Below are 25,114 nucleotides of genomic sequence, written 5' to 3'. Positions count from 1 at the left end.
CGCCCGTCGCGTGAGGGTCAACCCCGGGGTCGTACCGCCGGGGCCAGTGCGGCGCGCAGGTCGGCGAGGTTGGTGGGGCGACCGTAGCGCCAGCCCTGGCCGTGGACGCAGCCGATCGCGGTGACCGCCTCGTGCTGCTCGTCGGTCTCCACCCCCTCGGCGATCACGGTCAGGTCGAACGCCCCGGCCAACCGGGTCACCATCTCCACCGTCGCGTACGCCCGGGTGTCCTCGCCCAACCGGGCCACGAACGACCGGTCGATCTTCAGCTCGGTGGCCGGGATGTGGTGCAGGTAGCTCAGCGACGAGTAGCCGGTGCCGAAGTCGTCGATGGCGATCCGGATGCCCAGCTCGCGGAGCTGACGCAGCCGCTCCAGCACCGTGTCGCTGCCGTCGATCAGCGCCGACTCGGTCAGCTCCAGGGTCAGCGCGCGGGGTGCCAGGCCGGCGCCGGCGGTGGCCGCGGTGACGGTGGCGATCAGGTCCGGCCGGCGCAGGTGCGCGGCGGCGATGTTCACCGCGACCGTCGCCTCCGGGGCGCGGTCCCGCCAGGTGGCGGCGGCCCGGCAGGCCTCGTGGATCACCCACCGGTCGATCGGCAGGATCAGCCCGGTCTCCTCGGCCAGCGGCAGGAAACGCGCCGGGGTGAGCAGCCCCAGCCGGGGATGTCGCCAGCGCACCAGCGCCTCGGCGCTGCGCACCTCGCCGGTGACCAGGTCGACGATCGGCTGGTACTCCAGGTGCAGTTGCTCCTCGTCGACGGCGCGGCGCAGGTCGGCGATCAGCTCCGCCCGGCTCACCGTCGCCTCCCGCAGGGCCGGGGTGCAGGTGCGGTACACGGACTTGCCGCCCGCCTTGGCGGCGTACATGGCGATGTCGGCGTCGCGGAGCAGGTCGGTGTGGGAGGCGTGCTGGGGGCCGTACTCGGCGATGCCGATGCTGGCCGAGGGGTGCACGCCCGCCTCCTCCTCCCCGGGGGAGGGTTGCAGGGCTGCGAGCAGCCGCTCGGCCACCCGCTCCGGCCGGACCTGCCGGTCGCCGTCGACGAGGACGGCGAACTCGTCACCCCCGAGCCGGGCGATGCTGCCGTCGTCGGCCACGGCCCGCGCCATCCGGCCGGCGATGCTGGTCAGCAGGAGGTCACCGGCGCCGTGCCCGAACCGGTCGTTGACCTGCTTGAAGCCGTCCAGGTCCAGCAGCAGCACGGCGACCGGGGCCTCGTCGCGCAGCGCCTCGCGCAGCCGGCGGTTGAACATCAGCCGGTTCGGCAGGCCGGTGAGCTGGTCGGTGTAGGCGAGTTGGCGCAGCCGGGCGACCAGCCGGAGGTTCTCGTTGGCGGCCAGCCCCTGCCGCAGCGCCAGGACGCCGAGCAGCGCCATCATGCCGAGGAAGACCATGTGCGGGGTCTGCCCGGTGGGCCGCCGGGCCAGTATCACCGCCACGATCGCCCCGCCCACCGGCAGGTACGGCAGGGCGACCCGCCACCAGGGCGGCAGCGGCGACTCGGTGGGCTCGTCGACGTCGTCCGGGGCCGGGGGCAGCGGGTATCGGCTGGCTGCGGCGATCAGCAGGTAGCTCAGCGGCCAGCAGACGTCGATCGGGTGGCCGGGGGCGTAGCTGCCGCTCGCGAAGAGCGAGACATATGTGGCGTCGGCGACCGCCCGGGTGACCAGGCTGGCCCCGATCAGGGTCAGCGGACGCCACATCGGCCGGGCCGGCCCGGCCACCGCGACCAGGATGGTCAGCTGCACCAGATCGAGCATCGGGTAGAGCAGCCCGAAGGTGCGCAGCGGGTCGGTCAGGTCGGCGGCGGCGATGCCGCGGAACACCACGACCCAGCCGATCGGGATGAGGGCGAGCCCGACGATGACGCCGTCCAGCACCGTCCGGGCCCGCCCGACGGCGCTGCGCGGGGCGGCGAGGGAGCAGAGCAGCGCGGCGGTGCCGGTGACGATGCCGAGGGTGAACAGCAACCCGATCAGCGGGGTGTTCGGCAGGCCGCCGTCGCCGAGCCGCTGCGCCGTCCACAGTGCCCGGCCGAGCACGGCGAAACCCATGGTGGCCGCGAGCAGCGCCCAGAACCGGCGTAGCGGCGCGGGGTGCCGGCGGGCCGCGTCGACGCACGCGTAGCCGGCCCAGCCCGCCACCGCGACCGCGCCGAGATCGCTGACCAGGGCCGCGCCGGGCAGTCGGGCGACCAGCCAGACCGCCTCGACGAGCAGGACGATCGCGGCCACGACGAGTCCGGCCCGACCGGGCCGGTACGCCCCGGCGGGGGTCGTGCGGGGGTGAGGCGCGTCGTGGGGCAGCACAGCGGTCGCTCCGGCTTCCTCTCCTTGCGCACCTCGATGGTGAGGACCGGTCGTTGACGGCGAACGACGAAAGCGTAGTCAGCCTACGGGCGGGCCGCCAGGGTCTTCCGGCCGCCGCCGGCGAGTGCTGCCATGGTTCGTGGGGGCCGGCGCGGCGGCAGTCACCGCGACGGCCCGTTGGCCTGGATGCCGGCGCCGTGGCTGCCCCACGGGGTACGCACGCGGGTCAAGCAGAAACGCATTGTCGCTTCGACAGCGGACGACCCGTCCGGGTGGGACGTGGTGTCGAGTGCTCCTTTGGAGCTGCCCCCACAAACGGGGCGGCCAAGGGCCGCCAGGGGTCGCCAGAGCCGCGAGGGCCGCCAGGCGTGGCCGGGGTTGGCCAGAGGGCTCTCATCCGGTGCCCCGTTCACGCGGGCAGCTCCAAAGGAGCCCAGGAGCGCACCCGCCGGGCCAGCCGGGGAGCGGGTCAAGCCCAGTCCTCGGCCGGGTCACCGTCGGACGGGCCGACCACCGTAGTGGAAGCGACACCAGCCCCGACACCAACACGGGCAGCGGCAGCGGGGCCGGGGCTCTGGTCGGGGGTAGTCGCGGCCGGGGGGCCGCCGTGGGTCCACGGGGTCTCCGCCGGATCGGGGAACGTCCCCGCCGGCAGGAACCCGTCCGACAGGGTGGTGAGGCAGAGCCGCTCCCCCACCTCCGGCACGGTGCCCGGCGGGGCGCTCAGCCCTCGGCCCATCCCGCCGGAGAGCTCCAGCACCACCTCGGTCTTGCCGTCGGCAGCCGGGGTCAGGAAGACCACCTTCGCCTTCTGCCCCGGCCGGGCCGGCGAGTACAGCGTCGCGCCCACCGGCACCGCCACCGGCTCGGTGGTGACCACCTGGATTCGGGGCCGCAGCACCGGTCGTTTGCCGGTGTCGTCCACCCGCATCGGGTCGGCCAGCGTCACGTCCCCGACGAACGCCTCCCCGGTCAGCCGGTGCTCGGCCATCACCAGCGGGTCGTCGTAGGCGCGCTGGACCGCGTACGAGGTGCCGGCCCGCTCCAGCCGGTGCAGGCGCGCGGCCGCGGCCACCGCCCCGTCCCGGCGCGGCTGCGGCCCGCCGCCGGCGTCGACGTGCTCGGCGTACGCGGTGAAGGCGTCCCGGTCGCCGGCCCAGCGCCCCTCGACCCGCGCGCCGGGCGGCAGCGCGGCGAGCAGCCCCACGCCGCGCCACATCAGCTCCCAGGTGGGCGCGAGCTGTCCGCGCAGGGCCCGCTCCAGCTCCGCGTACGCGGACCGGCGGGCGGTGTCGTCGTCGGCCGCGTCGGTGTACGCGGCGATGGCCGGGGCGAGCACCCGGTTGTCGAACTCCGGGTCGGTGGTCGGGCCGGCGGGGGGGCAGACCGCCGGGTCCTCGGCCCGGGCCGCCGCCCGCACGCCGTCCAGCCCTGGCGGCGGGTCGAGCCAGCCGAGCACCGCCGGCAGGTGCAGGTCCTCCACCGCGCTCTGCCCGGTGGCCCAGTGCAGGGTCAGCGCCTCGGTCATCGCCAGCAGCGCCGACGAGCCGGGGTGCTCGGCCCGTTCGGCGAAGAAGGTCAGCCAGCGCCCGAGCAGCGGCACCGACGGGTGCACCGGGTACTCGCCGTCGGGCCGGCGGAACCGGGTGGAACGGCCGAACAGCCGCAGGAACGTGACCCCGGCCGGGTTCGGCAGCAGCAGCTGCGGCGCGTCGACGTACCGGTGCCGGACGTCGCGGCCCCGGTCCACCGCGACGGCCTCGGACAACCCCCGGAAGGAGTCCAGGTAGGGCAGCACGATCCCGGCCAGCTCGGCGGCGAACGCGAAGCGCTGGTCCCGGTTGCGGGGCTGCGGCACGATCAGCAGCCGGGCGTCGTCCGGGGCGGCGCCGACCAGCGCAGCGAGGGGCGCGTTGGCCTCGCCGGCCATGGCCAGCGGCACCAGCACCAGCGGCCGGGGCGACAGGTGCAGGTGCCGGACGGTGGCCACCGGCTGGGCCACCCCGGCGGCGAGCGCCTGGGCCCTCGCGAGCGCGCGCAGCGTACTCATGCGGGTCGCCCGGCCAGGGCGTTGGCGCGCAGCCGGGCCGCGGCCCGCAGCAGCGCGGCGGCCTCCGCCTGCTCCGGCTCGCCGGCGTGCTCGCCGCCGGCCAGCGCGAGCGCCTCCGCCACCGTCGCCACCCCGCCGAGCGCCTCGCGGACCGGCCGGCCCAGGGTGGCCGTCTCGGCGCGGGTGGCGTGCCGGCAGAAGTACGCCAGCTCGCAGACGGCCAGGCAGTCGGGCGCGTAGCGGGCCGGCACCGACAGCAGGGAGCGGCGCAAATCGACGGGGTCGGCCGTGGGGTCGGCGGTGAAGCCGGCCGGCACGTCGGCCAGCAGGTCGTCGATCCGGGCCGCCCGGTCGAGCTGCCGGCGCAGCACCAGCAGTTGCTTGCGCACGTCGACGAGGCTGGCCACCGGCTGGTTGGCGAAGTCGCGCGGGCAGACCAGCAGCACGTCCGAGGAGACCAGTTCGGGATCGTGCCCCTCGGCGGCGAGCAGCTCGCGCAGGGCCAGCACGTAGACGGCGGACTGGATCGCGGCGGCGGCCACCTTGCCCGGGTCGGCCTGCCCGTCGATCACCGGGAACGACTTGACCTCGACCACGTGGAACCGGCCGGCGAGCCGGGCGGCGACCAGGTCCGGCTCCAGGTGCACCCGCTGGCCGGCGACGTCCAGGCCGAGCAGCGGATGGTCGAACAGGGCGGCCGGGTCCCCGGCGCCGGTCGGCGCGGCTGCGGCCAACGCGGCCCGGGACCGCGCGGACCGGTCGGGTTGGCCGGGCCGGTCGTCGGCACCGAGGTCGGTCCACGTCGCCGGGCCGCCCGGGTCGACGCCGAGCCGCTCGGCGACCAGCCGGAGCAGCTCGGCCCCGCCGTCGGCCTTGACCTGCGCCTCGAACACGTTGCCCCGGGTGATGGCGAACCGGGACTGGCCGAATCGGGCCGGGAAGCCGACCCGCTCGGCCAGCTTCGGCTTGTCCACCCCCGCGCTGTCCAGCACGGCCCGGCGGGCGCAGCCGGGGTTACCGGTCAGGGCGGCGATCGTCCGGGCGTTGTGCCGCCGAGGTGGTGCGTCGCCCCGGATCTCGGCCAGTCGCTGCGCGGTGCTCGTCACGACACGCCACGATAGGCCCTTTGCGCCGGTTCGGCGCGGGCCGCGCCGCGCCGCACCAGCACGGCGACCGTGGCGGCGGCGACCAGCGCCGCTCCGGCCATCACCCAGAGCACGGTACGCAGACCACCGGTGAAGCCCGGGTCGGCGAGCCGGCCGGCGGTGGTGCTGGCCAGCACCGCGCCGACCACCGCGATGGCGATCGTCTCGCTGGACAACCGGGCAGTATTGATCATCCCGGCCCCGGTGGCCGCCCGGCCCGGCGCGACGCTGCCGATCGCGATCGCGTCGAGCAGCCCGATCGACAGTCCGATCCCCAACCCGATGGTCAGCAGCGGTCCCGCGAGGGTCGCGGCGTCGCTGTCCGGGGCGAGCACGGTGGCCCAGGCCGCCCCGACCGCGACCACCACCACGGACGCGACGATCACCGCAGGGGCCGGCACCAGCCGGGTCAGCGCGCCGCCGAGCAGCGGCAGCACCAGGGTGGGGGCGGTGAGCAGGATGAGCGTCCCGCCGGCCGCACCGGGGCTCATGCCGACCACCGTGGTCAGGTACGACGGCAGGTAGACCAGCAGCGGCACCAGCACCGCGACGATGGTGGCCGCCGCCAGGCAGACACCGAGGAACCGGGGGCTCGCCAGCAGGGCCAGGTCGAACATCGGCTCGGGGCGGCGGCGCTCCACCCGGACGAAGACCGCCAGCAGGGCCGCCGCCGCGACGAAGGCGGCCACGATCACCGGGGCGGACCAGCCGAACTCGGGGCCCTGCACGAAGCCGAAGATGAGCAGCAGCAGCGCGCTGGTGAACGTGACGGTACCCGCCCAGTCCACCCTGCCGGCGCGCGCCGGGCGGGACTCCGGCAGCAACGGGACCAGGGCGAGGACCGCACAGGTGGCCAGCGCAGGGGCGGCGAAGACGGCCCGCCAGCCGAACGCCTCGATCAGCAGCCCGGCGATCGACGGGCCGAACGCGAGGCCGACACCGATGGCCGTGCCGAAGAGGCTGAACGCGCGGGCCCGGGCCGGGCCCTGGAACGCGTCCGCGAGCAGGGCGGAGGCGCTGGTGGCGGCGGCCGCCGCGCCGATCCCGGCGAGCACTCGGGCGACGTCGAGCAGCACGATGTTCCCGGCGACCGCGCCGGCCAGCCCGGCCACCGCGAAGATCACCAGGCCGACGGCGTAGACCCGGCGGCGGCCGAACAGGTCGGCGAGCGCGCCGGTGGCGAGCATGAAGCTGGCGAAGGTGGCGTTGTAGCCGTTCACCACCCACTGCACCCCGGCCAGCCCGGCGTCGAGGTCGCGGCCGATGTCCGGCAATGCGACCGAGGCACCGGTCAGTGAGATGGGCAGCGACACAGTCGACAGCAGGACGGCGACGAGCACGACGGCCGGGTGGTTGCGCACGATTCTCCCCGTTCTTCGCAGCCGCCCCAGCGTAGGTGCCGCTGCTGGGGCCGCCGGCTCCAGGGCGAAGACAACCGCGCGGGTCGGCGGCGGCTCAGCGGCCGGCGGAGCGGTTCCAGGGCGAGCGGGGCAGGGCGGTACCGGCCGACGGGCGGCGGGCGCGGCGACGAGGGCGGCGGCCCGGGGTGCAGGGCGGGCGGGAGGCGGTGTGGACGGGGGTCTCGGGCACGGGGGCGGGCTGGCTGCCGATCAGCCAGCAGAGGAAGCGGGCCATCGGCGGATCAGCCGACCGGGAGGCGTCGCGCCTCGGCCTTGGCGATGTCGTACTGGGCGCCGCAGAAGGTGCACTGCTGCGTGTAGCGGGTCCGCACCGGGATGAGCGGAACGAAGAACAGGGTGAACTTCGTGGACCGCCGGCTGATCACCTGGGCCGCATGGTTGCCGCAGTTGCGGCACACCTGCTGCACCACGCCCGAGCGGTCGACGTTGGTGCGGAGCCCGAATATGAAGAACATCGCCCCGCATTACCCACTCGCCCGGCCTTCTGCACCTCCAGCTTTCACCGCTCCGAGTTCCAGGGGCTCAGGACGGGGCGCGTCCGCCCGCCGCGACTGGTTGCCGTGGCGGGCGGGCGGACGCGTGCTGCTCAGCCGACCGCGTCGGCGGTCGCCGGCTCCTCCGGGAGCCAGATGGGCTGCCAGTCCGGCATCTGGTGGTAGCGGACCAGCTCGCCGAGGCCGGCGACCGAGCCGCTCCACGCCGCGTACGGGGGGTTCTGCTCGTCGAAGCCGCTCTGCACGATGGTGAGCTTGGTCTTCCCGTCGGACTCGGCCAGCTCCCAGGTGGTGACGCCGGTCGGACCCCAGTCGACCGACATCCGCCGGCCCGGGTCCAGGTCGACCACCTTGGCCGCGTAACCGGCCTCGAAGCCGCCCATGGCGTACCGGCCGCCGACCCAGGGCTCGATGCCGATCGGGTACCCGAACCAGGCGCTGGCCTGCTCCGAGTCGATCAGCGACTCGTACACCTTCGGCAGCGGGGCGGCGATGAGCAGCTCGCCGCGCAGGTCGGCGGAGGTGAAGTCGGTGCGCGGCAGCAGCGCGCGGCCCTCCAGCCGGGCGGCCAGGTTGGCGATCGCCAGGCCCCAGTACGTCTGGAACACGCCCCGGATCGAACCGCCGTTGATCGCCTCGGCGAAGTCGAAGTGGCTCTGCCGCAGGGTGAGGATCGTCGACTCCCCCTCCGGCTCCAGGGCGATCTCGGTGGTGGTCTCGACCCCGTCGAGCAGCCAGGCGAAGCGCAGTATCCGCTCGTCGGCGTGCAGGAGCCGCTGGTGCGGGGCGTCGCCCTCCGGGGTGTAGCGCCCCCAGAACGCGTACCGGTGGGGCAGCTCCACCTCGGCGTGCTCGGCCAGCCAGACACGCAGCTCGGCCGGGTCGGTGAGGGCTCGGTGGACGGCCTCGGCGGGTGCGGCGAGCCGGGCGCGCAGGGTCATCGGTTCAGTCACGGTCTTCTCCCTTGGGATAGCAGGCCACGGCGAGCTTGAAGGCGTCCCCCTCGGCGCCCCCGTAGCGGGTGAACAGCTCTTGCAGGGTGGTGCGCAGGTCGGCGAGGAACTCCTGCCGGCGCTCGGCCGGCACCCGGATCTCCCCGGAGACCCCGATCGAGGGCAGCTCGGGAGCGGCCCGGTCCAGGGCGGCGACGTCCGCCTGGACCTCCTCCATGAGGTCGACCAGGTGGCCGAGGCTCAGCTCGTCGCGGGCCCGGCGCAGCCCGCCGATCCGGCCGACGAGCCGGGGCGAGAGCCAGTAGGACCGGGCGACCGCCTGGTAGATGCCCTCGCTGATGCCGCGCACCTTGCGCTCGGCCACCTGCTCAACCAGTCCGGCCGCGACGAGCTGCTTGACGTGGTAGTAGACCCGCTGCGGGGTCTGCCCCAGCCGGTTGGCGACCTCGGTGCAGGTGCCCGGGTCGGCGAGCTGGCGCAGCACCTCGATCCGCTGCGGCTTGAGCAGGGTCTCGGCCTGCGACATCTCTTCGAGGTACAGGACGTCTCTCATAACAAAAACAAGTTTGTACGTAAAAAATTTGCTTGTCAATCGGTTCGACGAAAGGGGCGGCCGAGGATGGCCGCCCCTTTCGTCGTACGGTGGGTCAGGCGGTCCAGTCCGGACGCAGCGGGTAGCCGTTCACCCCGTCCGGGCCGTTGCGGGTGGCCAGCACCTGGTGCAGCTGGATGCCGTTTCGCTCGAACGCCAGCCGGGAGCCGGCCATGTACAGGCCCCACACCCGGGCGGTGCCCTCGCCGACCTCGGCCACGCACTCGTCCCAGTTCGCCACCAGGTTGCGACACCACCCCGCCAGGGTCAGCGCGTAGTGCTGGCGCAGGTTCTCCTCGTGGTGCACCTCCAGCCCGGCATCGTGGATCTCGCCGATCAGCCGGCCCGGGCCGGGCAGCTCGCCGTCGGGGAAGACGTACCGGTCGATGAACGCGCCGGAGCGGTGCGGGGCCCGGTTGTCGGCGCGGGTGATGCAGTGGTTGAGCAGCCGGCCCCCGGGCCGCAGCCGGTCCCGCAGGGCGCTGAAGTAGACCGGGTAGTTGCGCACTCCGATGTGCTCGGTCAGGCCGATCGAGGAGATCACGTCGAACTGCTCGCGCGGCGCGTCCCGGTAGTCCAGGTGCCGCACCTCGGCGAGATCGGTCAGCCCTTCCCGCTCGATCGCCGCCTGCGCCCACTGCGCCTGCGCCCTCGACAGGGTCACCCCGAGCGCCTTGACCCCGTACTCGCGGGCCGCGTGCCGGACCATGCCGCCCCAGCCGCAGCCCACGTCGAGCAGCCGCATCCCCGGCTTGAGCGCGAGTTTCCCGGCGACCAGGTCGTACTTGGCGGCCTGGGCCTGCTCCAGCGTGTCGTCGGGGCCGCGGAACACCGCGCAGGTGTACGTCATCGAGGGGCCGAGCACCCTCTCGTAGAAGGCGTTCGAGACGTCGTAGTGGTGCGAGATGGCGGTGCTGTCCCGGGACCGGGAGTGGCGCAGCCCGTTCATCACCCGCTTCCAGCGCGGCGCGGCCTCCTGCGGCGGGGGTGGCGGCGGCATCAGCCGCTCCCAGCCCAGCCCGCGCACCAGGGCCAGCCCGTCGGCCAGCGCCGGCGGGCGGAGCCTCAGCTCGTCCTTGAGCACCCGCAGCGCCTCGTACGGGTCGCCCCGGTGGACGCCGATCAGCTCCAGGTCGCCGCTGACGTACGCCCGGGCCATGCCCAGGTCGCCGGGCGCGGTGAGCAGGTACGACAGGCCCCGCTCGGAGCGGATGGCCAGGGTGATCCCGGCGTCGGCGGGGCCGACGGCGCTGCCGTCGTACCCGGTGATTCGCACCGGCAGGGGTCCGGCCGTTACGGCGCGGACCACGTCGGACACGGTCGGCGCCGGCCGCCGGCCGCCGGCCGGCGGGGTGGACGGGACGCTCGCCGCCCCCTGTTCTCGATCGGTCAGGCTCATCTTCGTGCTACCGCCTTCTCGTAAAGTCCGGTGAGCCGGTGGTCCGGGTCGTAACGGTCCTTCACCGCACGCCAGGTTCCGCCGCCGTAGAGACGGTCGAAGGCCTGACGGTCGTAGTACGCGTCCGAGTAGAGCGACTTGTGGCCGCCCGCGTCGGACACCGCGCGCTCGATCAGCCGGTTGACGTCGCCGTCGGCGGCGCCCTCGGCGATCGGCACGGTCCCCCAGAAGCCGATGTTGACGTAGTTCTGCCCGGGGCGTAGGGGGTACAGCGGCCAGGGTCGGGCCGATCCGGGGCCGGCCGGCTCACGCAGCCGCAGCGGGCAGAGCCAGACCGGGGACATCCGCACCTCGCGGGCGAACCAGCGCAGGAAGTCGGCCATGCCCTCCAGCGGGATCTCCACGTCCTGCACCACCCGCTCCCGGGCAGGCTGGCCGCGCAGCCGGTCGATGCGCGCGGCGACCTGGTGCCGGTGCTCCAGCCGGACGAGGCGGTGGTAGACGTCGCTGCGCCGCCAGCGGGCCGGCCAGACCCGCCGAACGACCGGGTGCTGCACCCCGAACGCCGCCGAGCACCAGAACCAGTCGGTGTCCCAGCGCCAGAGGTAGTCGTAGGTGCTCAGCCAGTCGCGGGTGAGCCGGCGCAGCGAGCGATAGTAGATGTCCTGGCCGGTGTAGTCGCTGACCCGCGGCGCGTCGTCGGTGAAGGCCGCCAGCACCAGGTACGCCTCGCCAGGGCTGAACACCACCCCGTCCATCGCGTCCACCGGCTCCCCGCCCCAGGACCGGGTGGCCGTGACCTCGCCGATGGCGTCGGTCAGCGCGGTCAGGTCGGTGAAGCGGACGTTGCGCAGGGCCACGTACCGGCGCACGGGCGCGAGCTCGATGCGCAGCCGGGTGGCGTAGCCGAGGCTGCCCAGCGAGTTGGGGAAGGCGGCGAAGAGGTCGGCGTGCTCCCCGTCGGGGCGGGCGGCGACGATCTCGCCCGCGCCGGTGAGCACGTCCATCTCCAGGACGGATTCGTGCGGCAGGCCATTCCGGAACGAGGTGGACTCGATGCCGAGGCCGGTCACCGCCCCGCCCAGGGTGATGGTGCGCAGCTGCGGGACCACCAGCGGCATCAGCCCGTGGGCCAGGGTGGCGTCGACCAGCCGCTCGTACGTGCACATGCCCTGCACGTCGGCGGTGCGCGCCTCGGGGTCGACCCCGATCACCCCACCGAGGCCGGTGACGTCCAGCCCGGGGGCGCTCGGCGCCGATCTCGGGCGGAACAGGTTCGAAGTGCGTTTGGCCAGTCGCACGGTCTCACCGGCGGGGACCGCGGCGTACGACCGGCGCAGCAGATCCACCGCTCCGTCGTGGTCAACGCCATGATCCACACGGACAGCACACATGCGATCACTGTACGCGCGACAGGGTCGAACCCGTGGGACCTCTTGCGTCGGGTCGTCAGCCGCGGTGGGGGTGCAACTCCGGGCGTAGTGCGCGGAGCTGGGCGAGGTGCTTGGGCAGGTGGACCCGGGTGTGCAGGTCAAGGGTGCGACCCCAGGGCAGCGCCTCGTCGACCCGCAGGTCGACGTCCTCGTGCAGGCGGGTCTCGACGAGCGTCTGCGCCACCGCCGGACCCAGCCGGTCCACCAGTACGCAGAGCTTCTGGCTGGTGGCACGCAGCATGGTGGCCAGCCCGACCAGCCCACCGCACTCGGCGACCAGCGCGTCGAGCTGCGGCCGATGCACGGTCTCCAGGTCGTAGTACGCGAACGGCGACCCAGCCAGCACCGCCTCGGTGGCCTCGCTCATCAGCTCGTCGTTGGCCGCCAGGTGCGCCACGATCTGCTCGGCGCTCAGCTCCCCGCCACCCGGCGGCTCGAACCCGCCCGCGTCCACCTCGGCGAGCACCTCGTCGTACGCCCGCCGCAACCGCCCGCTCTCCACGCCCCCAGTCAACCCGGCTCCCCGCCGCCCTCCCCCTGGTGGGCGCATTCGGTTCACCCGGAAGGGGACGAGGCTGGCCCGGGGGCCGACGTGACGGCCGGGGCCGACGGCCGGGGCCGACGGCCGGAGCCGACGTGACGGCCGGGGCCGACGTGACGGCCGGGGACCGGTGGTCGCCCCCCACGCCGCCGGCCCGAACGCCACGGCCGACCTCGCGGGCGTCCGGGTGCCACTGCATGCCCACTCCGGACGCCACGGCCGACCTTGCGGGCGTCCGGGTGCCACTGCGCGCTCCCTATGGAGCTGCCCCGTCTGCGCTACCGGACCGGTGGTAGCACGAACGGTCCCCGGATCGGCGGTAGCACGAACGGGGCAGCTCCATAGGGAGCAATGGAGGGTTGGCCGGTCGGAGCGGACCAGCCCGCTGCCGGGCACCCTGTGAGCCAAGAGCACGCCGCGAGTGCAGGGGCACCGCAAGCGCAGGGGCACCGCAAGCGCAGGGGCACCGCAAGCGCAGGGGCACGCCACGAACAGGGCCACTTTGACGGCGGTTCGGTCCTGCCGTCAGCGGCGGCCCCGGCGGGCGCGGAGGTAGTCGCTGACCACGTACTCGCCGAGGTCGTCGAGGTCCGGGGTGAACATCCGGCCCCGGGAACGGCGGGCCACCGCGTCGACGAAGCGGCGCAGGCCCGGGTCGTCGCCGAGCATGAACAGGTTGAGCGTGGCGCCGGCCCGGGTCAGCCGGTCCACCTCCCGGATCGTGGCCTCGATCGTCTCCTGCAGCGGCGGCCAGTTGAAGTACGCCTCACCGTCGTCGGGGTCGAGGTGGGCGGTCGGCTCGCCGTCGGTGACCACGAGGACCACCGGCTCCGCGCCCGGATGGCGGCGCAGGTGCCGGCCGGCCAGCCGCAGCGCGTGCTGGAGGTTGGTGCCCTGCTGCAGGTCCGGTTCCACCGCCGCCAGCTCCGCCTGGGTCAGCGGCGCCGCCTCCCGGCCGAAGCCGACGATCTGCAACGCGTCCTGCGGGAACCGGGTCGCCACCAGGTGGGACAGCGCCAGCGCCGTCTGCTTCATCGGCCCCCACCGCCCCTGCGAGATCATCGAGTACGACAGGTCCACGCAGAGCGCCACCGCCGCCGATGCCCGGCGCTCGGTCTCCACCACCTCGAAGTCGGAGACCGCGAGTTGGACGGGCACCGTCGGGCCCGATCGGGCGACCGCCCGGGTCAGGGTGCGCACCACGTCGAGCGGCTGCTCGTCGCCGTACTCCCATGGCCGGGAGGCCCCGCTCGCCTCGCCGGCGGGCCCGGCCGAGCGCAGGTCGTGCTGGCCGCGCGGCCCAGCGGTCAGGTCGGCGAAGACCCGGCGCAGGGCGGTGCCGGCGAGCCGGCGCAGCGCCTTCGGGCTCAGCGTCAGCCCGTCGGAGTCCCGGGTGACCCAGCCCTGCCGGCGCAGCTCCCGTTCCAGCTCCCGCAGCCGGCGCACGTCGTCGGCGGCGTCGCGGCCCAGCGTCCGGGACACCGCGTCGACGTCCACGTCGTCCAGGGTGGCCCCGGGCTGGTCCTGGTCGAGGGCGTCCAGCAGCTCGTCCAGCTCGGCGATCTCACCGAGCGCGTCGGCCGCCTCGCCGTACCCGAGCGACTGCTCGCCGCGGACCCGCTCGCCCCGATTCCAGTTCAGGTCGGGTCGCAGCGCCCGCAGGTTCGCGTCCAGCGCCGACAGCTCACCGGCCAGCCGGTCGCCGAGGGACTGGCGCATCAGGCCGGCCAGCTCCTCGCGCTGCTGGTCCGACAGGGACCGCATCAGCCGCTCCCCCGCCGCCGCGCGCCGGGCCAGCACGTCGACCAGCTCGTCGACGTCCTTCGGCCGCTCCGGGAAGAACTCGCCGTGCCGGCGCATGAACTCCGCGAACGCGTCGGTGGTGTCCTCCGACCGGGCGTGCCGGGCAAGCAGGTCGTTGAGGTCGCGCATCATCTCGGCGAGCTGCCGTTGGGCGGCCGGGTCGGCTGCGGCCCGCGCCGCGTCCCGCAGCCCGGCGAAGCGCTGTTCCAGCACGTCGCCGCGCAGCCCGTCGAGGATCCGCTGGTACGCCTGCCGGGCCTCGGCGCTGACCCAGGAGTACCCGGAGAGCTCCTGCACGGCGCGGGCCGTGGACCGGGGCAGGTTGTCCAGCACCGCCTCGGCGAACCGGGCCGCCTCGTCGGTGCGCCCGCGCAGCTCGTCCCGCTCGGCGGCGAGGGCCTGGTCGAGCAGCGCCCGGGCCCGGGTCACCGCGCCGTCCAGGTCGCCCCGGCGCAGCGTCTCCCGGCGCAGCCGCCGGGCCCGGGCGGCCAGGTCGTCCAGGCCGCCCCGGCCCTGCAGGCCGCGCCGCAGCAGGTCGCGCAGCGCCTGCCGCAGGCTGCCGCCGGCCAGCACCTCCGCCCCTACCGCGTCCACCGCCGCCCGCACGTCGTACGGCGGGGCGAGCGGGTCCGGCCCGCCGTGCCACTGCCCGTACCGGAACCGGTTGCCGGCCACGGCTCAGCCCCGGCTGCCGTAGACGGTGCGCCCGCTGTCGGTGACGTCCTTGCCGAGCCGGCGCGTCAGGTGCAGCCCTTCCAGGACGAACTCGATGCCTGCCGCCGCCTGCTCCGGCGTCGGCGCGTCGCCCATCCCCAGCCGGTCGAGCGCCTTGGCCAGCCCCGGCACGGTGCCGACCTGGCGCAGCAGCTCGGTCGAGGAGACCAGCTCGCCGGTCTCGACCACCCGGCCGTCGTCCACCAGCGCGGTGAAGCCGGACAGGTCCAGCCCGGCCAGCCGGACCCGGAACGTGTCGTCCGTGGCGGTACGTAGCAGATGTTCCAGGAGCTCGATCTCCCGCCCCTCCTCGCCGCTCTCGAACTCGACCTTGCCGCGCAGTGTCGAGGTCACCGACACGGCGTCGCCGATCCGGGCCACCGGCGCCTCGGACGCCGGATCGGAGCCGGCGGCGAGCAGACCGGTGCGCCGCAGCGCGGCGGCGGCCACCGTCTCGGCGGCGGCGATGGCGAACCGGGCGGAGACGCCGGAGCGCTGGTCGACCGACGGCGACTCGCGGACCGCGCGGGCGAACCGGGCGAGCACCTCCAGCACGTGCTCCGGCACCTCGCCGACCAGGTCGGCCTCCTGCCGGATCAGCGCCAGCTCCAGTTCCAGCTCCAGCGGGTAGTGGGTGTGGACCTCGGCGCCGAACCGGTCCCGGAGCGGGGTGATGATCCGGCCCCGGTTGGTGTAGTCCTCCGGGTTGGCGCTGGCCACCAGGAACAGGTCCAGCGGCAGCCGTAGCTGGTAGCCCCGGATCTGGATGTCCCGCTCCTCCAACACGTTGAGCAGCGCCACCTGGATCCGTTCGGCCAGGTCGGGCAGCTCGTTGATGGCGAAGATGCCCCGGTTGGTGCGGGGCACCAGCCCGAAGTGGATCGTCTCCGGGTCGCCGAGGGTGCGGCCCTGGGCGATCCGGATCGGGTCCACGTCGCCGATCAGGTCGCCGACGCTGGTGTCCGGGGTGGCGAGCTTCTCGCCGTAGCGCAGCGAGCGGTGCAGCCAGCCGACCGGCAGGTCGTCGCCGGCGGACTCGGCCAGGGCGCGGGAGGCGGGGGTGAGGGGGCGCATCGGGTGCTCGTTGAGCACCGAGCCGGCGATGACGGGGGTCCACTCGTCGAGCAGCGCGGCCAGCGAGCGGATCAGCCGGGTCTTGCCCTGGCCGCGCTCGCCGAGCAGCACCATGTCGTGGCCGGCGAGCAGGGCCCGCTCGACCTGGGGCAGCACCGTGTCGTCGTACCCGACGATGCCGGGGAAGCGGTCCTCGCCGGTGCGCATCCGGGCGAGGAGGTTGTCTCGGAGTTCCTGCTTGACCGTGCGGTGTCGGTGCCCGGCGGCCCGCAGCTCGCCCAGGGTGGCAGGCAGGTCGGCGGGCAGGACCGGGAGAACCTGGTTGGGCTCAGTCACCCCACCAACGCTAGCGCGGTACGGCCCGTCGCCCCGTCCCGTCGCCCACACGGGCCTGGGCCCTCACCTTCCCGCCCGGGCGCGAATCAGCTTCGGCACCGCCGCGAGGCCGGTGACCGGGCGAAAGTTGCGGGCGGCGGCGGCCAACGCCGCGTACTCGTCGTCGGCCAGGTCGATCTCGGCGGCGGCGGCGTTGCGCTCCACCTGTTCCACGCTCGACGCACCGGGGATGGCCACCACGTTGGGGTGCCGCAGCAGGTGGGCCAGGGCGATCTGGCTGGGTGTGGCGTCGTGCGCGTCGGCCACCTCGCGCAGCGCGCCGATCAGCGCGGCGCCGCGCTCCAGGTTCTCCGGCAGGAAGTACGGGTTGGCCCGGCGCACCGCCCCGCTCGGCGGGTTCCGCGCGTCGTACCGGCCGGACAGGAAGCCCTGGGCGAGCGGGCTGTACGCGATGACGATCCGGCCGGCCTGCTCCGCGTACGGCAGGAGGTCCTCCTCGGGCCCGCGGTCGACCATGCTGTAGCGGACCTGGTTGCTGAGCACCCGCCGGCCCAACGCGGCCTCGGCGAACCGCCAGCGGCGCAGGCTGTAGTTGCTCACCCCGACCTCGGCGACCAGGCCGACGTCCTGCAACGCCCGCATGCCCCGCATGGTGGTGGTGTCGGCGACCACCGGGTTGGCCTGGTGCACCTGGTACAGGTCGATGGTGCGCACGCCGAGCCGGGCCGCCGAGGCGACCGCCCGCTGCTGCACCACCGGGGCGACCGGCAACAGCGAGAAGATCTTGCTGGCCACCACGACCCTGCCCCGGTCGTCTCCGAGGGCCGCGCCGAGGATTCGCTCGCTGCGGCCGAAGCCGTACACCTCGGCGGTGTCGAACAGGGTGACCCCGAGGTCGAGCGCCCGCCGGACGATCTCCGCCGCTCGGCGCTCGTAGTCGGGCCCGTAGCCCCACTCCTTCGAGCCGAACTGCCAGGTGCCGAGGCCGATCTTGGAGATGGGCTTGGGAATGTCGAGCTGGACGAAGCGCATCCCCCGAAACTACGCGAAAGGTAGGGCACCTTATTAACGCATTCGGTATAGGAAGGGCACCTTCCTAACCCGGGCGGCCCGTCTTGATCCAGACGAGCGCCGCCACGATCGCCAGGCCCCCGGCGGCCCCGAGCAGGATGGGCAACTGGAGCAGCAGGTCCTCCGTCGGACGGCACCGCAGATCAGCACAGTTCCGAAGAGAGCCGCGACGATGACCCGTATTCCGCCGAGGGGCCTTACCGAGACCGCCACAGGTCCTCCAAGCACGTGAGCTCATGTCAATCAGTCTGATCCGTTGCTCCGAGAGTGCCGTTCATGATCCGGTAGCCTGCACGGATGCCGAAGTCGAGTTTCCCCGTTGGCTCGACCCGGCGACAGATACTCGCCACGGCGACCACCGCCACCCTCGCGCTGCTTGCGTCCGCCGGCTGCGCCGAGGACCAGAAAAGGCCGGAAAGCCCGCCCGGGCCGGACCCGGAGCGGCTAATTGCCGGATTGATTGCCGGCCTGTCCGCGGTTGGCCCCCACCGGAACCCGACATCCGAGGAACGCGCCCAGGCCCGCGAAGTGGCCCAGTTGCTACTCACCGGCCGGGATGACCGGGCCGGGCAGGAGGAACTGTTCGGCACGCTCGGCTTCGAGGCCCACCACGGCGACGATCCGGCCACCGGCCGACCGTTCAGCCTGTTCCTGGCCACCGGCTCGGACGACCGAACCTGGGGTGTGGTGCTGGTCGACCGCTCGGCGGCACCCCGGTGGGTGATCGAGGTGCCGCATCCCGGTTTCGACATCAACACTGAGCTGCTGGGGCTGGCGTTGCATCGGCAGGTGCCGGGCAGCGTGTTGCTGATTGCCGGGGCGCATCGGCAGGCCGCGAAGGGCGCGGCCGATGTCGCGCACAACAGCAGGTCGCTGTTTCACGTGCTGGCGATCGAGTTCGCCCGCAACGGCCTGCACCAGATGCAACTGCACGGTTTCGCCGACCGGAACCTCCGTGACGCCCAGGCCGTGGTGTCGACCGGTTCAGCGCCGACCAACCGGCTGGCCCGCCGGATCGCCGACGGCCTGTCCGAGGCCGGCCTGACCACCTGCCGGGCCTGGGCGCAGCGGTGCGGTCAACTGGAGGGGACCCGGAACGCGCAGGGCCTGGCCGCCGCCGATCTGGACACGGCCTACATCCACCTGGAGCTGAGCTGGTCGGTCCGGGGGGATGAGGAAGGCCGCGACCGGGTGGTGAAGGCCCTCGCCGACCGGCTCACCGCGAACTGATCAGAGTCGGCGGGCGGTACGCCAGCGCAAGGCCCAGTAGCCCGTACCATCCAGGGTGGAGTCGCCCCCGAGGTCGCCCATGGTCGGGCCGTTCGCGGTGGTGCGGCTGGAGATGAACCGATGATGACCCCGGTCGTCTACCCCGAGATACATTCCCGAGTGCTCGATGTTGGCGCCCTGCACCGGCCCGGCGTTGAAGAAGAGCAGGTCACCGGGGAGTAGCCGGTCCAGCTCACGGGCCCGCCGGCCGGTGTTCGGCATCAACTGCACGCCTGGCCCGTGCTGGGCCATGGCGAAGGCCCGGCGCGGTAGGCCCGCACCCGGGTTGTTGGTGCCCCGCAACGGGTACTTCATGCGGTAGCCGTAGACCATCCGCAGGAACCCGGAGCAGTCCAGGCTGAGGATGTGCGAGGGGGCCGGTCGCTCGCGTTTGTCGGGGAACGTCCAGGAGACCCCGAGGTAGTCGTAGAAGTCGGAGTTCTCGGCTCGACCGTCCGGATCGAGGTTGGAGAGCGGCCCGAAGGCGGCATTGCCGGAATACTGCTGGCCGTCGCGGTCCTTCTTCGGCTGGCCGAGGTAGGTGTATTCCATCGCCACCGCCAGGACGTCGGGCGAGCGGTCCTTGCGGGCCGCCGCGAGCCACTCGGAGAACCATGCCTCCTTCTCGGCCCCGGCGCGCCACCCCCGGGGCGCGAGCCGTATCCAGAGATTGGTGTTGATCTTCGCCTTGGTGAAGCGTGGTTCCGCGAAGGTGCGCTCCGGCCCGATCAGGTGGGCGGTCCGGGCGCCGTCGGTCATGGTCGCGACGAGTTCCCCGTCGGCGTCCAGGATCTCGGTACGGTCCGGCGCGCTCAGCCGCCGGTGGCTGAACCCACCGGCGTTGCCCGTCATGCTCTGCCCGTCCGCCGAGCCCAGGGTGAGGACGAGCCGGTCGGCCATCGACGGCCGCGCCGCCACGTAGGCGAAGGTACCGCCGCCGACCAGCAGCGTGAACGCGGCCACGGTCAGCAGCGCCGCCCGGCTGCGGGAGTACGTCCGGTAGTTCATGCTGTGTTCTCTCCGGTAGAGGGGCGGGTCAGGTGACCGGTACCAGGCCGGCGACGACACCGCTGAACGCGACACCGTAGGTGATCGCGGTTACCATCATCGTGGCGATCACGGTCGCCTTCGGTGGCTGCCGCACAAGCTGGTACGCGATGAGTCCGGGCGCGACGAAGCCCAGGGTCTGGTGCGCGAACAGCAGTGGCAGGTCCCGTTGGACGATCACGAAGAGCGTCATCTGCAGAAAGACGCTCAGCAGCACGATCGCCGCAAAGAGCCGCTTGCCGTAGAGGATGACGACCCGCTGCATCAGCAGGGTCAGCCCGTAGGTGACCACGGTCATCACCACGATGACTGCGGCCTGCAGCGGGTCCTCGATCAGGGCCAGCGCCATCCACCCCGGCGTGATCATGCCACCGGGGGACAGGTTGGTGGTCAGATAGCACAGCAGGGCGAAAACCAGCCCGATGCCGAGGCATGCGGTGGCGAGTTGAGCGCTGAGCTCTCCTCCGAGGGTCACCGTCGGGTCCTTTCCAGCAGGGCGGTCCTGTCAAATCTGGTCAGACCGGGGTTGGTGGGCATCCGCAGCATCGAGTCGGACCGGCCGTGGTCCTGCGGCGACCAGCTGTCCAGCGCTGCCAGCTCGTGCAGCAGCACCTCACCCTGGCCGTGAATGTTGCCGACGGCCACGATGGACGAGTCGTCACCGGTCGCCGCCATCACCTCGGCGAGCAGGCGTCTCGGCGAGAGCTTGCCGCCCAGGTCGACCACCCGGTCCTGAAGTTCCGCCGGTACGCTGCCCCGGGCGCTGCGGGTCATCTCCCCGATCAGCACGATGCTCTCCGGTTCTACCCGGGCGGTCAGCGCGCCCATCTGGCCGTTGCGTTCCATCCGGTCCGGCCGACAGTTGATCAGCATGGTCAGCGGGCGGCTGATGAGGTGCTGGCTCTCCAGCTGCGCGATGTTCATGTACGTCGACTCGGGATCGTTGGCGGCGAAGATGTTGGCGAACCGGACCCGCTTGCTGTCGTGCAACACCCGGGCCACCGACAGCACGCCCGGGTCGGGGGGTGCCGACCACATCCCGACCAGCGCGCTCTGCCGGTCGACGCCGAGCTGCTCGGCCACGGCCAACGCGATGGCCACGTTCTCCTTGAACGTGATCCAGCCGAAGCCGGCCATCTCCCGGTCGGTCACCGAGTCGGGGTCCACCGCGATGAGCCGGCAGTTGCGCCGGGCGGCCTCCTTTTCGAGGATGGCCAGCCGGTCCTTCTCAGCGGTGATGCAGAGCCCGCCCACCGGCATCGACCGGCACAGCGACCGGGCGACGTCGTTCAGGGTGGGGCCCATCTCGGCGAGGTGGTCCTCGCGTACGTTGCAGAGCACCCCGATGTTCGACCGGATCAGCTTGCTCTGGTTGATCTCCTGAAGCGCCGGCATCACCGCCATACACTCGATGACCAGTGTGTCCGGGTGATAGACGGCGGCCCGCCGGACGATGCCGATCTGCTCGACCACGTTGGCGATGCCGAACTTGCGGTGCACCGGCTCCTCACTGGCGTCCGGGAAGATGAACCGCGCGGCGGTGCCGGTCGTCTTGGCCACCACGACCTGGTTGCCACCGCGCAACGCGCCGGCACAGAGCCGGGTTATCGAGCTCTTGCCCCGGATCCCGTTCACCAACACCCGATGCGGGATGCGGTGCAGGTTGCGATAGTGGTTGCGCTGCTCGAGCACGCCAGCCACCACCAGCGCGAGGCAACACAGACTGTAGACGGTGTACAGGTATGTCACGTCAGCCCTTTCTGGCCCGGCCCGAAGGGGCGGCGTGGCGTCGGATGGGGGGCAGTACGGTCGTGCGGTCCTCCTCGGTGCCCCGCATCCGGATGGCACCGCCGAATCGGGCGGAACCGGTGTGGCGGACCTGGCGGCAGATCTCCAGGCACATGGCCACTGCCCCAATGTCGTCGTGCCGCTGGGGTGGGACCGGCAGGTCGACCGATCCCGCGCTGATCCGCTCGGAGACGGCGGCCAGCCGCTGCAGGGGCCGGACGAAGATGTAGAGCTGCCACACCTGGGTGAGCAGGATGATGCCCACCACCGCACCGGCCAGCAGCAGGGTCCAGCGTCGCTCGACGACTTCCGGCAGGCGCAGCCCGGCGAGGTCCTGCTCGACCACAATGGACCACTCTAGTTGCGCGACCGTGTCCGGATAGTTCAGGCCGGTGGCGGCGATGAGTGCGGGATCCCCGTTCGAGGTGCTGGATCGGCCGACCGTGGCACCGGGTAGCACCTCGACCGCCACCTGCCTGGCCAGTTCACCCTGGAGTGGCTGGTAGGCACGGAATCCCTCGGAGTCGAGGATGGTGCGCAGTTCGGCGTCGACGACCCGGACCCGACCGTCGACGTTGCGGATCAGCCCCAGCAGCGGGTCCGGGTCGAACTCACCGACCAGGGCGAAGCCGTCATCGATCAGCCGGTACGCGTACAGCACCGGCATCCGGGACACCGTGTCGTCGAGAAGTACCCCGGTTTCGCCCGGCACCGGTCCGACGCTCCGCAGCGGCTTCCGGCCGGCGGTGGTCACTATCTTCCCGTCGGGGCCGATCACATAGAGCACCCGGAACCGTCGCGCCTCGTCGAGTTCCCTTTCGAGCAGCCGGGACGTCGCCACCGGATCGGAGGCCCGCACGGACCGGGAGATCCGGGAGACCGTCTGCAGGCCGCCGTCGAGGGCACTGCCGAGCGAGTTGCCAGCCGCCTCGGCGCGGTTCTCCTCGTCCCGTACGAGCTGGGCGGGTATCGACCCGGCGGGTGAGCTGAGGGTGAGCGCCACCGCCGCCACCGGCCAGATGAGGGCGACCACGGTGGCCAGTGACAGCCCCTGCAGGACGCTGGGCAGCCACCGGCGGTCGGGTGGTGGGCTGTCGCCGGAGGCGAGCGCCAGTGCACGGGCGACGCGTTGCGCCTCGGCGACCCGGGCGGACGCCCGGTGGGGCGTGACGACACCGCACGCGTCGGCCTTGGCCTGCGCCAGCAGCGCCCGTACCGGGCGGACCAGGGACATTCGCATGAGCAGGAAGGCCGGCGCGGCCACCGCCAGCAGGGTGAGCCCGAGCAGCAGGCCGCTGATGCCAGAGGTGCCCTCGGCCACGTCTGCGGCGAGGAGCGAGGTGACGACCAGCCCGGCGTTCCGGACCGGGGCGGACGACACCACCAGGTGCCGGTCCGGCCATTCCTGCACGACCACCTCCCGGCTGCGCCGGGAGTCCGACTCGGCCAGCCCCTGGAAGACCACCGGCAGGTGGACCGGGTCGACGGCGTTCGCGCCCTGCATCAGGCTGCTCCGGCCGTCCGGGGTGATGATGAAGATGCCGTGTCCGGCGTCCGGGTTCAGCCGCAGGTTCCGCAGGGTGAGCGGCTGCATCGCGAGCAGGGTCCGGGTGTCGTCGAGAATGACGCCGCGTACCAGGGCGGGACCGTCCGGGGTGGTGACTGTGATCGTGTCGTTGGCGGGCAGCACCGGCGGCAAGAGCTCGTACGGCAGCGCGGCGCCCCTGGCCGTGACCGGTTTCCGGGATGCGGTCTCCACAATGGCGGCGCCACTCCAGACCGCCCCGTCGGCGACCACCCGAGCCGGAAGCGCGGCGTCGTCCGCGTCCGCCCGTCCGGCTACCGTCCGGTCGAGTTCCTCGACCGCGGCACCGGTGTTCGACCGGAGGTTGCCGGCAATCTTCGACACGACGTCGAGCTGCGAGTCGACCACCGCCGGGGGCACGCCCCGCTGGGCGTTCACGGTGAAACCGAGCACCGCCGCCGCCACCACGAACATCGTCGCCCAGAGGTAGACCAGCGATGGCGCACTGGTGCCGGCGGGAAACGCCGCAGCCGGCAACTGCTGGTCGAGCGCGCGGCGCCGCCAGACCAACAGCTGATCCTGCTGGACCGGTCTGGCGCCGGGGCTCTGGTGCGCAAGCTGCGCCAATCTGCCTGACACGAACCGATTACCTTCCCCCGTGATCGGCCCACCGAAGCCGGAGCTCCGTCGGCTGCCCAACCGGCAGACACCCCGAACCAGGACGAATGCTAGCAATATTCGGATTAGCGAAAAGGTTCGCGATGCGGGCGTGATGGGCGTGATAGGCAGGCCCGGCCCGTCGACCCGGTACCGGCGGGACCGCTCAATCGCGCAGGGGCGTACCGCGTACCACCAGGCCGGCCTCGTCGGCGGCCCTGGTCAGGAGGCTGCCCTGGATCCGCTCCACGGCCGCCTCGTAGATCCGGCGCCGGCCGGGTGAGAGCGCCGGATCGGCCAGCGACTGTTCGAGATCAACCAAACGGATATCCGGGTTGAGATCGACGAAGGTCGGGATCGCCTCTATGGCTATCACCTTCCACCGTTTCGTCGAGTCGGTCGGGCCGAAGGTCACCCTGATCATGGCGCCATCCCGGTTCACGTTCACCGGCTCAGCGTGGCGGGCGATCTGATTGCCCATCCCGTACACGATCCACTTGCCGCCGATCTTCTCCACCGGCTGCACGACGTGGGCGTGGTGACCGAAGACCACGTCGACGTTCCTGACCTCCGCCACCTTGCGGGCCCAGGTCTGCTGGTCGACGTCGGGCTCGTGCTCGTACTCCGTACCCCAGTGCAGGCTGACCGCGACGATCTCGGCACCTGCCTCCCGAGCGTTGTCGGCGTCGCGCTCGATCTTCGCTACGTCGATCAGGTTTGCCACCCAGTTCTGACCGGATGGTCGGCGCAGCCCGTTGAAGCTCTTGGTGTAGCTCAGGTGCGCGACCCGGGCGCCCTCGACCTGGTAGATCTGCGGACGCCGGGCGTCGCTGGCGGTCCGGTACGTGCCGGTGTGCCCCAGCTTCGCGCGGTCCAACGCGTCCAGGGTCCGCTTCACCCCGGCATAACCCTGGTCGATGCTGTGGTTTGAGGCGGTCGAGCAACCGTCGAATCCGGTCTCCTTGATTCCCCGCACCACCTCCTGCGGCACGCTGAACTTCGGGAATCCGATGTACGGCCCGCCGGACGGGGCGAGCGGCGTCTCCAGGTGACACAGGGCAAGATCGGACGCGGTGACGGCGGGCCGCGCGCCGGCGAGCATCGGGGCGAAGTTCATCTCGCCTCGACCGTCCCGCCGGGCCTGTTGCCACAGCTCCGGATGCACGAGGATGTCACCGGCCGCGAGGACGGACACCGACCGGCCCGATACGGCCACCGGCTTACCGAGCGGCCGGGGTTCGTCGGGTTGTGGGGGCGAAGCGGCCGACCACGGGCCCAGAAGGTAGATCGCCCCGGCCGCGACCACAACGGCCGTGGCGCAGCTGAGTACCGCGCGGAGCGGACCCGGGAGCCGCCGGAGTGAGAGGGGATTGCTCGGCACCGCGCCAGGCTAGTACGGCCGTCTGCGGACGTCTGTCCCCTTTAGAGTGACATGAGCCGCACTTGCAAGAGGCGATCGCGGGATGGTGTTCCCGGACGACGATCAGGGC

At 72.8% G+C, this 25,114-nt stretch carries 19 protein-coding genes; 1 reads left to right on the top strand and 18 read right to left on the bottom strand.

Annotated elements, in window-relative coordinates; translation table 11 throughout:
• Positions 1 to 17: 17 nt before the first annotated feature.
• From ACQPZO_RS05985 to ACQPZO_RS05925, 13 genes are all read right to left on the bottom strand, one after another.
• Complete coding sequence (locus tag ACQPZO_RS05985) at positions 18 to 2,237, bottom strand: putative bifunctional diguanylate cyclase/phosphodiesterase (RefSeq protein WP_433347776.1); 2,220 nt, start codon at positions 2,235 to 2,237, stop codon at positions 18 to 20.
• A 544-nt stretch (positions 2,238 to 2,781) separates the two neighbouring features.
• Entirely contained in the window at positions 2,782 to 4,362 is a 1,581-nt protein-coding gene (locus tag ACQPZO_RS05980; protein WP_433347774.1) for a hypothetical protein, read from the bottom strand.
• Positions 4,359 to 5,468, bottom strand: a complete 1,110-nt coding sequence (locus ACQPZO_RS05975; protein ID WP_433347772.1) for a hypothetical protein — start codon at positions 5,466 to 5,468, stop codon at positions 4,359 to 4,361. The genes ACQPZO_RS05980 and ACQPZO_RS05975 overlap by 4 nt, the downstream gene beginning before the upstream one ends.
• Entirely contained in the window at positions 5,465 to 6,868 is a 1,404-nt protein-coding gene (locus tag ACQPZO_RS05970; protein WP_433347770.1) for an MFS transporter, read from the bottom strand. Before ACQPZO_RS05970 ends, ACQPZO_RS05975 begins: the two co-directional genes overlap by 4 nt.
• Positions 6,869 to 7,149: 281 nt before the next feature.
• Positions 7,150 to 7,383 carry a zinc-ribbon domain-containing protein gene (locus ACQPZO_RS05965; RefSeq protein WP_405113171.1) on the bottom strand — a complete coding sequence of 78 codons (234 nt, stop codon included), beginning with the start codon at positions 7,381 to 7,383 and terminating at the stop codon, positions 7,150 to 7,152.
• A gap of 131 nt (positions 7,384 to 7,514) precedes the next feature.
• A complete protein-coding gene (locus ACQPZO_RS05960; protein WP_433347767.1) occupies positions 7,515 to 8,375 on the bottom strand; it encodes an SRPBCC domain-containing protein in 861 nt (286 codons plus the stop codon).
• Positions 8,368 to 8,928 (bottom strand): helix-turn-helix domain-containing protein, encoded by a 561-nt coding sequence (locus tag ACQPZO_RS05955; RefSeq protein WP_433347766.1) that lies wholly within the window; start codon positions 8,926 to 8,928, stop codon positions 8,368 to 8,370. Before ACQPZO_RS05955 ends, ACQPZO_RS05960 begins: the two co-directional genes overlap by 8 nt.
• Positions 8,929 to 9,022: 94 nt before the next feature.
• Entirely contained in the window at positions 9,023 to 10,366 is a 1,344-nt protein-coding gene (locus ACQPZO_RS05950; protein WP_433347764.1) for a class I SAM-dependent methyltransferase, read from the bottom strand.
• Positions 10,363 to 11,760 carry an FAD-binding oxidoreductase gene (locus ACQPZO_RS05945; protein ID WP_433347762.1) on the bottom strand — a complete coding sequence of 466 codons (1,398 nt, stop codon included), beginning with the start codon at positions 11,758 to 11,760 and terminating at the stop codon, positions 10,363 to 10,365. Before ACQPZO_RS05945 ends, ACQPZO_RS05950 begins: the two co-directional genes overlap by 4 nt.
• A 55-nt stretch (positions 11,761 to 11,815) precedes the next feature.
• Positions 11,816 to 12,349: a hypothetical protein gene (locus tag ACQPZO_RS05940; protein WP_433347761.1), complete on the bottom strand. Its 534-nt coding sequence runs from the start codon at positions 12,347 to 12,349 to the stop codon at positions 11,816 to 11,818.
• 516 nt (positions 12,350 to 12,865) lie between these two features.
• Positions 12,866 to 14,818 (bottom strand): vWA domain-containing protein, encoded by a 1,953-nt coding sequence (locus tag ACQPZO_RS05935; RefSeq protein ID WP_433347759.1) that lies wholly within the window; start codon positions 14,816 to 14,818, stop codon positions 12,866 to 12,868.
• A 3-nt stretch (positions 14,819 to 14,821) separates the two neighbouring features.
• The gene (locus tag ACQPZO_RS05930) at positions 14,822 to 16,267 is read right to left on the bottom strand and encodes a magnesium chelatase (protein ID WP_433347757.1); all 1,446 of its coding nucleotides are present in this window, start codon (positions 16,265 to 16,267) and stop codon (positions 14,822 to 14,824) included.
• A gap of 63 nt (positions 16,268 to 16,330) precedes the next feature.
• Entirely contained in the window at positions 16,331 to 17,299 is a 969-nt protein-coding gene (locus ACQPZO_RS05925; RefSeq protein WP_433347756.1) for an aldo/keto reductase, read from the bottom strand.
• A 336-nt stretch (positions 17,300 to 17,635) separates the two neighbouring features.
• Between ACQPZO_RS05925 and ACQPZO_RS05920 the strand changes: the two genes are divergently transcribed.
• A complete protein-coding gene (locus ACQPZO_RS05920; RefSeq protein WP_433347754.1) occupies positions 17,636 to 18,568 on the top strand; it encodes a hypothetical protein in 933 nt (310 codons plus the stop codon).
• Here ACQPZO_RS05920 and ACQPZO_RS05915 read toward each other — a convergent pair whose 3' ends face one another.
• From ACQPZO_RS05915 to ACQPZO_RS05895, 5 genes are all read right to left on the bottom strand, one after another.
• The gene (locus tag ACQPZO_RS05915) at positions 18,569 to 19,615 is read right to left on the bottom strand and encodes an NlpC/P60 family protein (protein ID WP_433347752.1); all 1,047 of its coding nucleotides are present in this window, start codon (positions 19,613 to 19,615) and stop codon (positions 18,569 to 18,571) included.
• Between the two features lie 28 nt (positions 19,616 to 19,643).
• Positions 19,644 to 20,129, bottom strand: a complete 486-nt coding sequence (locus tag ACQPZO_RS05910; protein ID WP_433347751.1) for a poly-gamma-glutamate biosynthesis protein PgsC/CapC — start codon at positions 20,127 to 20,129, stop codon at positions 19,644 to 19,646.
• A complete protein-coding gene (pgsB, locus tag ACQPZO_RS05905; RefSeq protein ID WP_433347749.1) occupies positions 20,126 to 21,403 on the bottom strand; it encodes a poly-gamma-glutamate synthase PgsB in 1,278 nt (425 codons plus the stop codon). Before pgsB ends, ACQPZO_RS05910 begins: the two co-directional genes overlap by 4 nt.
• A gap of 1 nt (position 21,404) precedes the next feature.
• Positions 21,405 to 23,537, bottom strand: coding sequence for a HAMP domain-containing protein (locus ACQPZO_RS05900; protein WP_433347747.1), 2,133 nt, complete (start codon positions 23,535 to 23,537; stop codon positions 21,405 to 21,407).
• 253 nt (positions 23,538 to 23,790) lie between these two features.
• Complete coding sequence (locus ACQPZO_RS05895) at positions 23,791 to 24,819, bottom strand: CapA family protein (RefSeq protein WP_433347745.1); 1,029 nt, start codon at positions 24,817 to 24,819, stop codon at positions 23,791 to 23,793.
• Positions 24,820 to 25,114 lie beyond the last annotated feature (295 nt).

The organism is Micromonospora sp. CA-111912, assembly GCF_050948415.1.
Classification (GTDB): Bacteria; Actinomycetota; Actinomycetes; order Mycobacteriales; family Micromonosporaceae; genus Micromonospora.
This window is presented reverse-complemented; position numbering and strand designations above follow the sequence as displayed.